A 13375-nucleotide genomic window follows, 5' to 3' on the forward strand; every position below is an offset into this window, starting at 1 on the left:
TAAAAATACCTCCGTTAATTCGATCCAGAACATCGAGTATTTGATATCGATTCTCATTATCACTTAAATCCTAGTGTAATGGTAATCTTATCAAAATACAATGGCTAAAAAACAAACATTTCTTGTACAAAAATTCTATGAACACATTCTCTTTACTATTGCGCTCTTGGAGCCGCCAACAGCTTTTCAACGACAAAATCAAGTTGTTTATTAATTGAATAGATATCCGAATAATAGAAGAAATCGAAATCAATCTCAATCAGACGACCTTCCTTGATGGCAGGGATACTGCTCCATATTGGATTATCCGTCAAATTATCTGCCCCTTCATATACCGAGCGAAACACATAGTCTCCGATATATTCAGGAAGGACTTCCATGGAGATCGTGGAGCCTGCCGCGTCCGAAACCACGTCGATTTTTTTCTGTACGACTTCAGGTGCTTTCATTCCCAAGTACTCATATACCGCCTGAGATCCACGGCCAAATTGTTTGCTCTCTACAATAACCATACCTTTCAAACCGCCCTCCACAATGGAGATTGTTTTGTCCAGTATGCCTGCATCTGCAAGAGTTTTCTTACTCTCTTCAACTTTGTTATTGAGATTGGTGATTAACGTCTCGGCTTCCTGCTCTTTGCCAAAGATACTTGCTATATCATGAAGTCTCTCTTCTGTAGTCAATTTCTCATACGGAATATATACCGTAGGTGCAATATCTTTTAATAACGTATACGTCTCTTCTGAAGGAACAATGATCAGATCCGGATCAAGATCAATGACAGCTTCAGGATTCGGTTCAAACCAGGTACCCAATGCATTTACACCCTCTAGCTCACTCTTGTATGCAGCTCCGTCATATACATCTGAGGTAGCGATTGGCTTAACTCCAAGTGCGACGACATCCCCCTGGAGATACAATACAACAACCCGTTTTGGATTCGCTGGAACAACTACGTCACCCTTAACCGTCGAGACCGTGCGTGTTTCATTGTCTTTGTTCGTCTGGCTTCCTGTGTCTGATGATACTGCCGTACTGCTGTTATTGGAACTGGCACCCGTTCCTTCGCCAGCTGCTGGTGTTGTCGCTGTACCTGAAGAGCAGGCTGCGAGGAGCATCGTTATGCTCAATAATGCAACCATAATCATACTGGAACTTGTTTTTCTTCTTTTCATTGGTGTAGACCCTCCGTCTATATATTGATAATGATTCTCATAATCAATATATCCCGACTTCCATCTTCGGCCAATGGACGATTCAGAGATTACCAATGGACGATCCTCTGCTCTCGCTTCTTCTCTTATCTTTTGTTGATACTGAATCGGAGAGATCCCCACATGTTTTTTGAAGATACGACTAAAATAGTACACATCCGAATAACCCACTTCTGCTGCAATTTCACTCAGCGTTGCATCAGATCGTACAAGCAAATTCCGAGCCTTGGCGATTCGAGTCTGAATTAAATAATCAATGGGACTGTAACCCGTCTGTCGTTTGAATTGCATAGATAAATGTCGGGAGCTGTAGTTGAATTGTTCAGCAAGGAAATCAAGCGTGACCTGTTCTCTAAAGTGCTTCTGTATATAACGAAGTGTTTGTTTCACCGGGTCAGCAAACTCTGTTTTGATCTCCTGATCTGCCAACTGAACCATCATTTCATGAATGAATTGGTAAAATAAACTTTTTGTATGAAGCAGATCCAGACTGCCAGAGTGAATCCATGCACCCTCAAGCTCATCAAGGTAACGTAACAACCCCAGCGGACTACTTGGCGTAAATCCATATTGCAAAGAGAACGGTGCAACTTCCGGCTTTGCCAATAACCACTTTTTACGATAACTGGGGAAGGCAAGGAATGCTCTGTAATAGAGTAGGATATATTCGAAATCTTCGTTGGTTTGGATATCCAGTGAAGATCCTTTGGCCCCATGAAGCATGTAGAACCGCTCTGCCTTGTATGTTTGTCCATTCAACTTAAGCACAGCCGATCCTCGTATTGTATATATAAAACCATTGGCCGGAAGTGTGTAGGAACTCAGTTGTGCCCCTGCCTCCATAACGATTCGGCGTATATCCAGAACCTTAATAGCGGCATGATTCCAGCATTTCATCTGTTCATCTAATTGCATTGAATACTCTCCAATCCCAGCCTCACCCGGAACAAAGGCCTTACAAGGTCATCATTCTGCCACACATCCGATAACATATGCGTAGCAGAGGTTCCTAATATACCTTTATTATAAATGATAATAATTTTCATTATCAACTGAAATTTAGAGTGGAATTGAATTTCATCTCGACAATTACTTGTTACTCTTATTTTGGTTCAGAGATCTCCGTAAACCACGCGGCCAATTCCTCTGTTTGATCTTAACGGCATCCAGTGAACTCCAGACCAGTTTGGAGTTCAAATCTTTCAGCGTCAAATTATCATAGAACTGCATGACCGACACTTCTGCTTCTGGATCGATAACCATACTGACCCGTTTCTTGGCATCTGCAATTCTGGCGTCATAATCTGCTAACCATGTCTCAGATTCTTTTTCTTTATTCAACGCTTCACCGAAATAGGCCTACATAAATGAATCCATTCTAACGAAGCAATTGATCTTCAAATCCTTCTCTTAACATCCGATATATGTAAATAGAACCATGATAAAGCGGAGAAGGAGAACAGAGGATATGAATTCAATCTCATCTGCAACCAAAAGCAGTTTCACTCCCGGGAATCAAGTCTCCAATCGGGATAAAGAAATTCAGGGACTCATGCAGCAGAAGATTCGGCTCAATGAAGAAATGCAAGGTGTAAAAACCAATGACGAGTTGGATACCAAAACCAAAGCTCAGCGAATTAAATCCTTAACAAGCTCCATATCCCAGATCGACAGCCAGATTGCCCAAATTAAAGCTGAAGAATTGCAAGAAAAGAACAAATTAAGACAGCCCGAAAAGACTCAACAGCAACAACCCAAACCAACCGACGAGGCACAAGCCCCTTCACTCGATCACCTGATCAAGCATAGTCAGACTTATGATCAATTGGGTAAGTTGGTCGGTTTGCGGGATCGCATGCAGGGCTCCATTCAGACCACCGAAGGAGAAACCCGCTTCGACCGACTTGTTCTGGAGATCAATCCTCCCGCAAATGATCTCGATCTTGGCAAATCAATGATGCTGGAAAATTCAGAACGCACCGTCTTTCAGGCAAAGCGAGAGGTTGTTCAGGACATCAACTCCCAGTTAAATAAGGTCAATCAGAAGATTGGGGAACTGCTGGAAGAGATCCATCAGCCCGCACCTAAAAAGGGAGTACAACCACCTATCTCTGCAACATCTGGAGAAGAAGATCAGGAGATTAATGACGGAAAGAAAACGGGAAGTAAGGAGCACCCATCAGATGGCGGAACCACAGATCAGGAATCAGGAAATGGTCCACAAACTACGGCTTTTGCATCTCCTGCTGCTTCATATCCATCCGTCGATATTCGAATCTGAGTACCCTTTGTTCAAACATACTTATATGTATACATAATGAGGTTGACGTGTTTTCGCAACAAAACAATCGACTCGCATCACATAATAGATAAACCGCTATTACAGGTGACTAACTCCTGATAAATAGCGGTTTTTCTTGTATCTTTAACGTTTGTAGCTGTAGTTACTATGAGTATTTCTTATCTTTAACACGGAGTACCAGTTGTATCATTTGCACAAATGATACTGCCAGCAATCGCTTTACAACCTTTTTTGATGCGTGTGGCCTCATCAATAATCTGATCTATGTTTTCATATTTTCGCTTGTTATTGGTTACAACGGCGATGGATACCGACACAAGAGGAATGGGCCGATTTAGCCCGGAACGTCCTTCCCCCAGAACATATTGATGATGCCAATCATGTTCGTTATAAAACGTCTTTTTCATTTCCTCAAAATCTGAGATGACTTCCTCACTAATATGTTTGTAATCATGGTGATTCAGGATCGTAATAAAATCATCCCCACCAATATGTCCAAGAAAAGCTTCAGGGGGAACAAATAACTTGCGAAGCAAGTTAGCTGTCGCCTGAATAAGCTGATCCCCCATTTTGAAGCCGTAGCTATCATTGTAGGATTTGAATTGATCGAGCTCAACGTACAATACGCTAAAATGGTCCATCTGAAGAGCCTGAGACAGCCTTTCATCTATGATATGATTACCTGGAAGACCATCAGCGGGTTCATAAAAATCGCCATTTCAGCCCGTACATCAGCAACAGCGAGTAGCAAACGTCGAATACTCACAGCTCCAAAGAAACTTTCCCCTGACGTGACCAACACAAGATCATATATCTCCCCTTCATCTCGGTCCATGGCTAGAACACTGACATCTGTAATCTGTTCCGAATAATCCACGACCAGCCTGCGTGTTCATCACCAGTTCTACAGGACGTCCCATATACAGATTATAGCCGTACTGGGTGCCTATCTGCTGAAAGAATTGGGGCCGCATCATTAATGACACACCCTGCTCTCCCATAACAGCTATACCTTCCAGACTAGGATTGGACTTGAAAAGATGATAGACGATATCACATTTTGTATCAGATTGTACTACAGGAATTGGTTCAGCAATCTGGCCTATTTGCGTAAACATACTATTCTACTCCTCTGTTCGTAGCATCTAATCCAACTTTTTAAATATATATGTAGGTCTTTGTCAATGGTCACATCGTACCACTTTCTACTTGAAAAAGCGTTAACTGAGGGTAAAAGTTTATGAAATTTTTCCTTTTCTGAATTTTGCTATAGGGAGCTTACTTTAATGCTTGATCTCAAAGTTCAGAAACAATCATGCAAAACTAAGTTTCATCATCATGTTCTGTGTTATTTCGTTATGCAAAAATACCGTCAATTACTGGATATCTTGAATCCAATAATTGACGGTATTCGTTGGAATATATTACAGAAGTTTATCGCTATGAAATGAACGAGTTCAGATATAGGCCGCCAAAATTCATTTGGCTAGAACATGTAATGAAACCAAACTATACTTGCCAACTCACTACTCCTGACCCTTTCAGCTTACCTTATGCTCAATTCTCAGCTTGTCAGCAACCATCGCGATGAACTCGCTATTTGTTGGTTTCGACTTGCTGATATTGATCGTGTAACCAAACAAGTGGCTGATGCTGTCGATGTTACCGCGAGTCCATGCCACTTCAATGGCATGACGGATGGCACGTTCGACGCGGGACGGCGTGGTTTTGAATTTTTCGGCAATCGCCGGATACAGTGTTTTGGTGATGGCTCCCAAAATTTCGATATTGTTATACACCATCGTAATGGCTTCGCGCAAATACTGATATCCTTTAATATGCGCAGGAACGCCGATTTCATGTATGATGGACGTAATATTTGCATCCAGATTTTTGTGTTTGCCCATTGGCACAACATTGGATGATTTCATGAACATGGATGATCCGCTACTTGTGGACATCGCCGTCTGTGTTCCCACCAGTTGACGCACACGATTCGCAAGCACTTCCATGTCAAACGGCTTAAGAATATAATAAGAAGCTCCGAGTTGCACGGCACGCTGTGTGATATTCTCTTGTCCGAATGCCGTAAGCATAATGACTTTAGGATGTGGAGACAGGTTCAGGTCGCGCAAGCGCTCAAGCACACCCAGTCCGTCCAGGTGAGGCATGATAATATCCAGAATCAATACATCCGGCACATCCCGAGTTTGCTCCAGCAATTGCAGTACTTCTTCTCCATTGTATGCAATACCGGTTACTTCCATATCTTCCTGCTCAGATATATATTCGGCAAGCAAATTCGTAAATTCACGATTATCATCGGCCAGCAATACCTCAATTTTTTGCAAAACGGTATCCTCCTTTAAATTAAACATCGTTTCGTACATTTCCTTACACGTTTAATTTTCGACACAGCCAGTTAAATTCCTCCTGTCGAAAATTATTTTTCTTTATTTTTTTTTCTTGATCCTATATAATAAATAATTTATTTCATTATCCGATATATTATGTTTGCTTTCGACAAAAAAGAACCTCAGGGCTGTTTAGCCAGCCTTGAGGTTCTTATCGTTTTCCTTCTTCATCATAACGCCAGCATCTTGTAACATCCATTCAATGAAGCAACCGTAACCCGATTTCGGATCATTCACGAATACATGAGTAACTGCACCGATCAACTTACCATTTTGTACAATGGGGCTGCCACTCATCCCTTGAACGATACCTCCGGTCTTATCCAGCAGTTTCGGGTCCGTGATTCGAAGCACCAGACCTTTTGTTGCTGGTTCGGTTTGATCTGCCACATGAACAATGTCAATGGAGAAGCGTTCAACTTGTTGACCGTCAACCACGGTCAGTATTTCAGCCGGTCCTTCTTTGACTTCATGAGAAAAAGCGACGGGAATACCTTTCGAATACAGACTGTGCTCAGGATTTACGGACATTTTACCAAAGATGCCAAAAGCCGTATTACGTTCAATATTGCCCAAAATTTTGCTTTCCTTGAGGAAATGAGCACGTTTTTCACCGGGATCACCGGTCTCACTTTTAGAAATGGACGTCACATTGGACTGAACAATCTGACCACTACCCACAACAATAGATGTTTGTGTGTTCATGTCTGTAATCACATGGCCCAGTGCGCCGTATACGCCCTGATCTGGAGCATAGAAGGTAAGTGTGCCAACACCGGCTGCAGAATCACGAATGTACAACCCAAGCCTCCACGCTTGATCCTCGGAGTCATACGCCGGAGTTAATCGTGTCTTCACCGTTTCCTTACCACGTTTTAACACAACATCAATACCTTTTTTACTTTTACCTGCAAGTTCAACGGCTTCAGAGACACCTGCCACGCCATCAAGGCGTTTACCATCCATATGCGTAATCAGATCTCCGAGCTTAATGCCTGCCGTTTCTCCTGGCGATACACGCTCATCCTGCCCAGAATGGACCAGATGATGACCTACCACCAGAATGCCTGCCGATTTAACTTTGACGCCAATCGTTTGACCCCCGGGTACAACACGCAAATCCGGTATCACATTCACATGGACTGTTTTGACCGGAATTTTACCCCACAACTTCAACGTTAATTTGGCATGTCCCGTCTGTTGAGGGTGAAGATGCAAAGGTTGTTGCCTGGTAACATGCATCGCTGCCTGATCATCCAAACCAACGATATCAGGACGATCTACAACGGCGCTTGAAGCAGCAGGTACAGCGAGCCGGACATCCGCTTGCCTGCCAGCAAACACCTGCAATTCATCCGGCAGTGAAGCATAACTTTGCACAGGTTGAATGGCCTGGCTAATCACACAAAGAAAGAAGGCAAATAAAAGACCTAGCAATTTCTTCCTGAGGGGGGAATTCAATGGCTGTCACACTCCCTTTGCTTCTTTCGCTTGACGAAAGGTGGTCGCCAATTGCGTACCTTTAAGATAACCTCGCCCCCAGGCTTTTATTACTGTCAATCATTACGCCAGCCGTCCGTTTCACCCTTTTTTGGCTTCCGCCAAATTCAGCATTTCCTGTGCGTGATGCAGTGTTTTTTCTGTAATTTCCACGCCGCCCAGCATACGTGCCAATTCCTTCACTCTGCCTTCGTCTGACAGCGATTCCACCTGCGTCATCGTCCGTCCATCGTAGACATGTTTCTCAATGAGATACTGATGATCTGCCATACAAGCCACTTGTGGTAAGTGCGTTATTGAGAAAACCTGACAAGTCGAAGACAAGCGGAACAGTTTTTCCGCAATAGATTGAGCTGCTCTACCGCTAACTCCTGTATCAACTTCATCAAAAATCAGCACAGGTATCCGGTCATGTCGCGCAAAGATACTCTTCATCGCCAGCATCATTCTCGACAACTCACCACCTGAAGCAATCTTGCCAAGTGGTCGTAATGGCTCGCCCGGGTTCGGTGAGATCAGGAACTCCGCGTTGTCCGCACCCTGACGATTCAGACGAATACGGCGTCCATTCCATTCAATGCCCTTCGGATCTTCGAAAGGAGTAATCTGAACACGCAGTGTTGTCCGCTCCATTTGCAGATCCTTGAGCTCGCTTTCCACCTGTGCAGCAAGTTCCTCGGCGCATTGTTTGCGAACCTTGCTGAGTTCTTCAGCAGACTCCATCACAAGGTTAAGCATTTTGTCACGTTCAGCTCGCAATTTCTCCAGCCGTTCGTCCTTGTTCTCCAGTTGGTCGGTTTCATGGCTAATCTGTTCATAATAACTCAGAATAACTTCAACACTGTCCCCGTATTTCCGTCTGAGGCCAGAAATCAGATTCAGCCTTTGCTCCACTTCTTCCAGCCTTGCCGGATTAAATTCAATCTTCTCCCGGTAATCCCTTAACTGAAATGTCGCATCTTCCAATTGATAAAATGCAGATTGAAGCTGTTCTACGATTGGTTGCAGTCCTTTGTTATCATATCCAGAAATGTCTTCAATTCTTGAAAGGGCAATGCTCACAGCTTCAAGTCCGCGTTGACCACTGAGCAGATCATATGCACCAGCAACACTGTCCATCATTTTCTCACTATGGGATAGTTTGACCCGTTCTTCCCCGAGTAATTCATCCTCGCCTCGTGTAAGGCTTGCCGCTGCGATCTCCTCAAGCTGAAAGCGATACATGTCCAAGAGTTGATATGCCCGCTGACTGGACTCCTGAAGCGCACGAAGTTCCTTTTCCGCCGTGATAAACTTGCTGTAACGCTCTTGATACGTCGCTTTGACAGGTCCGATGACTTCCGAGCCATAAGTATCGAGAAGCCCCAGATGGCTCTCTGCACGCAGCAAACTCTGATGTTCATGTTGTCCATGAATATTGATCAGCTTCTCACCTACTTCCCGCAGCATGGTCAGATTGACCAATTGTCCATTAATGCGGGATGTACTCTTCCCCTGTGTATTCAGTTCACGTCGAATGACCAGATGCTCTTCAGGCTCACAATGGATACCCAGCTTCTCCAATGTCTGCCATACCGGATGACTCTGCTCCATCTCGAACAAGGCTTCCATCTCTGCCTTGTCACAACCATAACGGATCAGATCCGCTGAACTTCGTCCACCAGCAATTAAGCCAAGTGCATCTATAATAATCGACTTTCCTGCACCCGTTTCCCCTGAAAGTACATGGAATCCCGGATGGAATACAACGTCCACTTCTTCCACCACAGCCAGATTACGAATCGATAACGTAACTAACATCTGCAAAAACACCTCCGGATGACTAACTCAGAAATTATGTTTTTGAACCATTGATTTAAGAGGTTGTTCAAAAAGTCCGCTTTTGATTACGAAGGATGCCTGGTGGCATCATCAGCATCGAATATGGAATTTAGCCGAAATGTCCCTTGCTCACGTAGTTTTCCCTACGCTCCGCTACTCCATTTCTAGCTTCATCCCATCTTCTCGGTACTGAAAACCGATCTTTTTGAACACGCACTTTAAGCAATATAACCCATAATGCGTTCAATAACGGTCACGCTGTTACCTTCAGTCCGGCAGATAATCAGAATGGTATCATCTCCACAGATCGTGCCCATGACTTCATTCCACTCAATATTATCAAGTAAAGCTGCAATGGAGTTGGCAGTTCCTGGCAAACATTTCATCACAACCAGATTGTTTGTGTGATCAATGTGCAAGAAGTTGTCAACAAGTGCACGCTTCAACTTTTGAATCGGATTATATCGTTGATCTGTTGGCAAAGAGTATTTGTATCTTCCGTCATCCATTGGAATCTTGATTAACAGAAGTTCCTTGATATCCCGGGATACCGTCGCCTGAGTCACCTGAAAACCTGATTTGCGTAGTGCTTCAACCAGATCATCCTGGGTCTCAATTTCATTTTGACTAATGATTTCACGAATCTTGATGTGCCTTTGTCCTTTCATACATGCCTCCAGTTAAATGTATTGCAATAAAGCAGCATTTGTAATTCGCCGCAGACTTTGCCCTGCAATGTTCATTCTTTTATATTAGTCCAGATCATCCCCATCATACACATCTTCCTGATAGTCCATGAGCCTGATTAACTTAATATCGGAATCCTCCACGTCAACATACAGCAATCCTTCACAGCCAGGATATAACAACAGATAATTGAGGAAGCGATCCCTTAGCGCAGGGCCGGTCATTTCAATTGGCTGTCTGCGACGGGACGTTTTCACCAAGTATCTGAGATCCTCACGTTCTGCAACATAATCAATGAATAATCTGCTGTAATAAACGGATTCATTGGCCTCAAAAGCCAGAGGGACTTTCATTTTGCCACCGATGACTTCGTAACCCTGTGCTTCAAGCAAGTCCAATGCCGGGGAATCCTGAATCTTCATGTTCAGTTGCATTCCAGACAAGCTTACCGGCATCGGTCGATTCACCCAATTACGTAAGCCAAAGAACAACCACAAGATCAAACAGACAGCAAGTACACCTATAACGATTGTGTCATATTGACCATCCATTATCGCTCACCTCGAAGACATATTCGAGGTTCAGTAACGATTTCCCTTTACATCAATCACCTTTCCAGCGAAAAGAAACCCATCTTATGATGAGTTTCCCTTAAATGTATGAGCTGCTTCCTTTGCAACTTGCTCTGCAAGTGCGTCAAGTGAAGCTGGATCGATCTCTGGTTGTGTTGCCTCTGGTGCTTCCAGACGCCAATGTGCGAGAAATTCGATATTACCTTCTCCACCGGTTATCGGTGAAAAAGTTAAACTCTGCAGATGCAAACCAAGTTGACTGGCAAAATGAAGCATCGTCTGCAATACATCCTTGTGTACCTTCGTATCACGTACCACACCGGACTTGCCTACTTTTTCACGCCCTGCCTCAAATTGAGGTTTAATCAATGCAACGATATCTGCAGGTTGTTTCAAAAGAGCCAGAAGTGGCGGCAATATGATTCGCAGTGAAATGAACGACACATCAATGCTCGCAAAGTTCGGCACGGGTCCCGCCAGATCTTCAGGAGTCACATAGCGAAAATTAGTTCGTTCCATAACAGTAACCCGCTCATCATTACGCAAAGACCAGTCGAGCTGATTATACCCCACATCAATAGCGTAGACGTGAGATGCGCCATGCTGAAGTGCACAATCCGTAAATCCACCGGTGGATGAACCAATGTCGAGCATGACAAGTCCATTCATATCAAGGCCGAAATGACGGATCGCTTTTTCGAGCTTCAATCCGCCTCTGCCGACGTAGGGATGTACCGAGCCTTTAACTTTCAGCTCAGCTTCCCTTGGAATTTTCATGCCCGCCTTTTCGATTGGCTCATTATTGGCATATACCAGTCCAGCCATGATTGCAGCTTTTGCCTTCTCACGACTTTCATAATAGCCCTGCTCAACCAGCAGAACATCAATTCGTTCTTTCGGGAGTGACATGTCTGTCTCCTATCATGTAAATTTACGAAGGAAAACGTGTTTTGGGTATGCCGTAAGATGATTGAACAGCCATCTTGCGCAGTTCAGCACATATATTTTCAACGGTAAGACCCACTTCCTCACGTTGTTCCTTAATACTGCCATGCTCGATGAAACGATCCGGAATCCCCATCAGTTGCACATGTACGTCATGCAGTCCCTGTTCTGCGTAGAATTCCAGAACCGCACTTCCCATGCTACCTGCTTGGGATGCTTCTTCAAGTACAATCAATTTGGTGCCTCGAACAGCCAGGTCACGCAGCATTTGCTCATCAAGAGGTTTGAGGAAGCGAGCGTTAATTACGCCTGCTGTGATACCTTCCCGTTTCACCATCTCTGCTGCTTCTTCTGCAAGTTGTACCATCGACCCTGAAGCGATGACAGCATATCCTTCGGATGGACGCAGTTGCTCCCATGATCCGATCGGAATCGGAACAAGTACATCATCCAGAGGTACACCAACCACATTGTTTCGCGGATAACGGTAAGCAATTGGACCTTCATTATAATCAAGCGCCGTTTTCATCATGTGACGCAATTCATTTTCGTCTTTTGGCATCATCAGAACGATATTTGGAATATGGCGCATAAATGCCACATCATACACCCCTTGATGTGTTTCCCCATCCGGACCAACAAACCCGGCACGGTCAATGGCAAACATCACGTTAGCGTTATGTCGGCAAATATCATGTACGATCTGATCATATGCACGTTGCATAAACGTAGAATACACGGCAAAGACCGGCTTCAAACCTTCCATAGCCAGTGCAGCACACATGGTTGCCGCATGCTGTTCTGCGATCCCTACGTCAATCATGCGGTCAGGAAATTCCTTACTAAAAGGGATGAGACCTGATCCTGTAGGCATTGCTGGCGTTACAGCTACGACCCGCTTATCCTGCTTCGCAAGATCAATTAACGTTTGACCAAACACTTCCGTGTACATCGGTTTTCCGACTGCCTTCAGCACTTGACCGGATTCAATTTTGTACGGAGAAATCCCGTGCCACTTGTGCGAATCGGCTTCTGCTGGCTGATAACCTTTGCCTTTGGTCGTGAGCACGTGAACCAGCACAGGACCATCAACGTTATCTGCCTGTTTGAAGGTTTCAATCAATTTGGGAATATCGTGCCCATCAATCGGTCCCAAATACGTGAAGCCCAGTTCTTCGAAAAGAACACCTGGTACCATCATATATTTGACACTATCTTTGATCCAGCTTGCCGATTTGGCCAAACGGTCCCCAATAGCAGGAATTTTTTTAAGCATCCCCTCGACATCATCTTTTGCTTTCAGATAATGACGATCCGAACGAATCTTGCTCAAATATTTATGCATGGCCCCAACGTTTGGAGCAATGGACATTTCATTATCATTCAGAATAACCATCAGTTTTCTCTGCTCATGACCGATATGATTAAGGGCCTCAAAAGCCATACCACCTGTAAGCGCTCCATCACCAATCATCGCGATAACTTGGTTGTTCTCACCCTTCAGATCACGTGCAAGAGCCATCCCCATCGCAGCGGACAATGAAGTACTGCTGTGTCCAGCTTCCCATACATCATGTTCACTTTCGTTGCGTTTGACAAACCCGCACAGGCCGTTATGTTGACGCAATGTATCAAAACGATCCATACGCCCTGTCAGGACTTTATGCACATAAGCCTGATGCCCTACATCAAAAATCATTTTGTCTGCTGGACTGTTATAACAGTAATGCAGGGCTACCGTGAGCTCAACCACGCCTAAGTTGGGTGCGAGATGCCCACCTGTAACAGACAGCTTCTCAATCAGAAACTGCCGGATCTCTGCCGACAAAAGGGCAAGATCATCCTGAGACATCGACTTTAGATCACTGGGTTGTTTAATTTGTGGAAGCAGCACGAGAATCTCCCCGCTTTCCTAGATTG

12 protein-coding genes are annotated in these 13375 nt (G+C 44.3%); 1 reads left to right on the top strand and 11 read right to left on the bottom strand.

Features of this window, described 5'->3' with window-relative positions:
* Positions 1 to 155: 155 nt before the first annotated feature.
* On the bottom strand, positions 156 to 2129 hold the full coding sequence (locus tag AC4E8D_RS20260) for an AraC family transcriptional regulator (protein ID WP_490205153.1): 1974 nt from the start codon (positions 2127 to 2129) through the stop codon (positions 156 to 158).
* Positions 2130 to 2303: 174 nt separating this feature from the next.
* Positions 2304 to 2555: a hypothetical protein gene (locus AC4E8D_RS20265; RefSeq protein WP_490205154.1), complete on the bottom strand. Its 252-nt coding sequence runs from the start codon at positions 2553 to 2555 to the stop codon at positions 2304 to 2306.
* Between the two features lie 127 nt (positions 2556 to 2682).
* Here AC4E8D_RS20265 and AC4E8D_RS20270 point away from each other — a divergent pair, with 127 nt between their 5' ends.
* Entirely contained in the window at positions 2683 to 3495 is an 813-nt protein-coding gene (locus AC4E8D_RS20270) for a FlxA-like family protein (protein WP_490205155.1), read from the top strand.
* 185 nt (positions 3496 to 3680) lie between these two features.
* On the opposite strand, the gene AC4E8D_RS20275 is transcribed toward AC4E8D_RS20270, so the two are convergent.
* The 9 genes from AC4E8D_RS20275 to dxs form a co-directional block, all read right to left on the bottom strand.
* Positions 3681 to 4157 carry a GGDEF domain-containing protein gene (locus AC4E8D_RS20275; RefSeq protein ID WP_490205156.1) on the bottom strand — a complete coding sequence of 159 codons (477 nt, stop codon included), beginning with the start codon at positions 4155 to 4157 and terminating at the stop codon, positions 3681 to 3683.
* 26 nt (positions 4158 to 4183) lie between these two features.
* Positions 4184 to 4393 carry a CBS domain-containing protein gene (locus AC4E8D_RS20280; protein ID WP_490205157.1) on the bottom strand — a complete coding sequence of 70 codons (210 nt, stop codon included), beginning with the start codon at positions 4391 to 4393 and terminating at the stop codon, positions 4184 to 4186.
* Positions 4394 to 5057: 664 nt separating this feature from the next.
* Positions 5058 to 5867: a sporulation transcription factor Spo0A gene (spo0A, locus tag AC4E8D_RS20285; RefSeq protein ID WP_490205158.1), complete on the bottom strand. Its 810-nt coding sequence runs from the start codon at positions 5865 to 5867 to the stop codon at positions 5058 to 5060.
* Positions 5868 to 6062: 195 nt separating this feature from the next.
* On the bottom strand, positions 6063 to 7391 hold the full coding sequence (gene spoIVB, locus AC4E8D_RS20290; protein ID WP_310341167.1) for a SpoIVB peptidase: 1329 nt from the start codon (positions 7389 to 7391) through the stop codon (positions 6063 to 6065).
* 120 nt (positions 7392 to 7511) lie between these two features.
* Positions 7512 to 9230: a DNA repair protein RecN gene (gene recN, locus AC4E8D_RS20295; RefSeq protein WP_076215806.1), complete on the bottom strand. Its 1719-nt coding sequence runs from the start codon at positions 9228 to 9230 to the stop codon at positions 7512 to 7514.
* A 239-nt stretch (positions 9231 to 9469) separates the two neighbouring features.
* Entirely contained in the window at positions 9470 to 9919 is a 450-nt protein-coding gene (gene ahrC, locus AC4E8D_RS20300; protein ID WP_017687604.1) for a transcriptional regulator AhrC/ArgR, read from the bottom strand.
* Positions 9920 to 10003: 84 nt separating this feature from the next.
* Positions 10004 to 10489: a hypothetical protein gene (locus AC4E8D_RS20305; protein WP_490205159.1), complete on the bottom strand. Its 486-nt coding sequence runs from the start codon at positions 10487 to 10489 to the stop codon at positions 10004 to 10006.
* A gap of 84 nt (positions 10490 to 10573) precedes the next feature.
* Positions 10574 to 11419 carry a TlyA family RNA methyltransferase gene (locus AC4E8D_RS20310; protein ID WP_339304855.1) on the bottom strand — a complete coding sequence of 282 codons (846 nt, stop codon included), beginning with the start codon at positions 11417 to 11419 and terminating at the stop codon, positions 10574 to 10576.
* A gap of 22 nt (positions 11420 to 11441) precedes the next feature.
* Positions 11442 to 13349: a 1-deoxy-D-xylulose-5-phosphate synthase gene (dxs, locus tag AC4E8D_RS20315; RefSeq protein WP_490205160.1), complete on the bottom strand. Its 1908-nt coding sequence runs from the start codon at positions 13347 to 13349 to the stop codon at positions 11442 to 11444.
* Positions 13350 to 13375 lie beyond the last annotated feature (26 nt).

Source organism: Paenibacillus sp. SRL342, assembly GCF_984798905.1.

Bases quoted from the DNA above. Each gene is read 5' to 3' on its own strand.
- AC4E8D_RS20305 (WP_490205159.1), bottom strand. From the start codon at position 10,489: ATGGATGGTCAATATGACACAATCGTTATAGGTGTACTTGCTGTCTGT.
- AC4E8D_RS20310 (WP_339304855.1), bottom strand. From the start codon at position 11,419: ATGTCACTCCCGAAAGAACGAATTGATGTTCTGCTGGTTGAGCAGGGC.
- ahrC (WP_017687604.1), bottom strand. From the start codon at position 9,919: ATGAAAGGACAAAGGCACATCAAGATTCGTGAAATCATTAGTCAAAAT.
- AC4E8D_RS20270 (WP_490205155.1), top strand. From the start codon at position 2,683: ATGAATTCAATCTCATCTGCAACCAAAAGCAGTTTCACTCCCGGGAAT.
- recN (WP_076215806.1), bottom strand. From the start codon at position 9,230: ATGTTAGTTACGTTATCGATTCGTAATCTGGCTGTGGTGGAAGAAGTG.
- AC4E8D_RS20275 (WP_490205156.1), bottom strand. From the start codon at position 4,157: ATGGACCATTTTAGCGTATTGTACGTTGAGCTCGATCAATTCAAATCC.
- AC4E8D_RS20260 (WP_490205153.1), bottom strand. From the start codon at position 2,129: ATGCAATTAGATGAACAGATGAAATGCTGGAATCATGCCGCTATTAAG.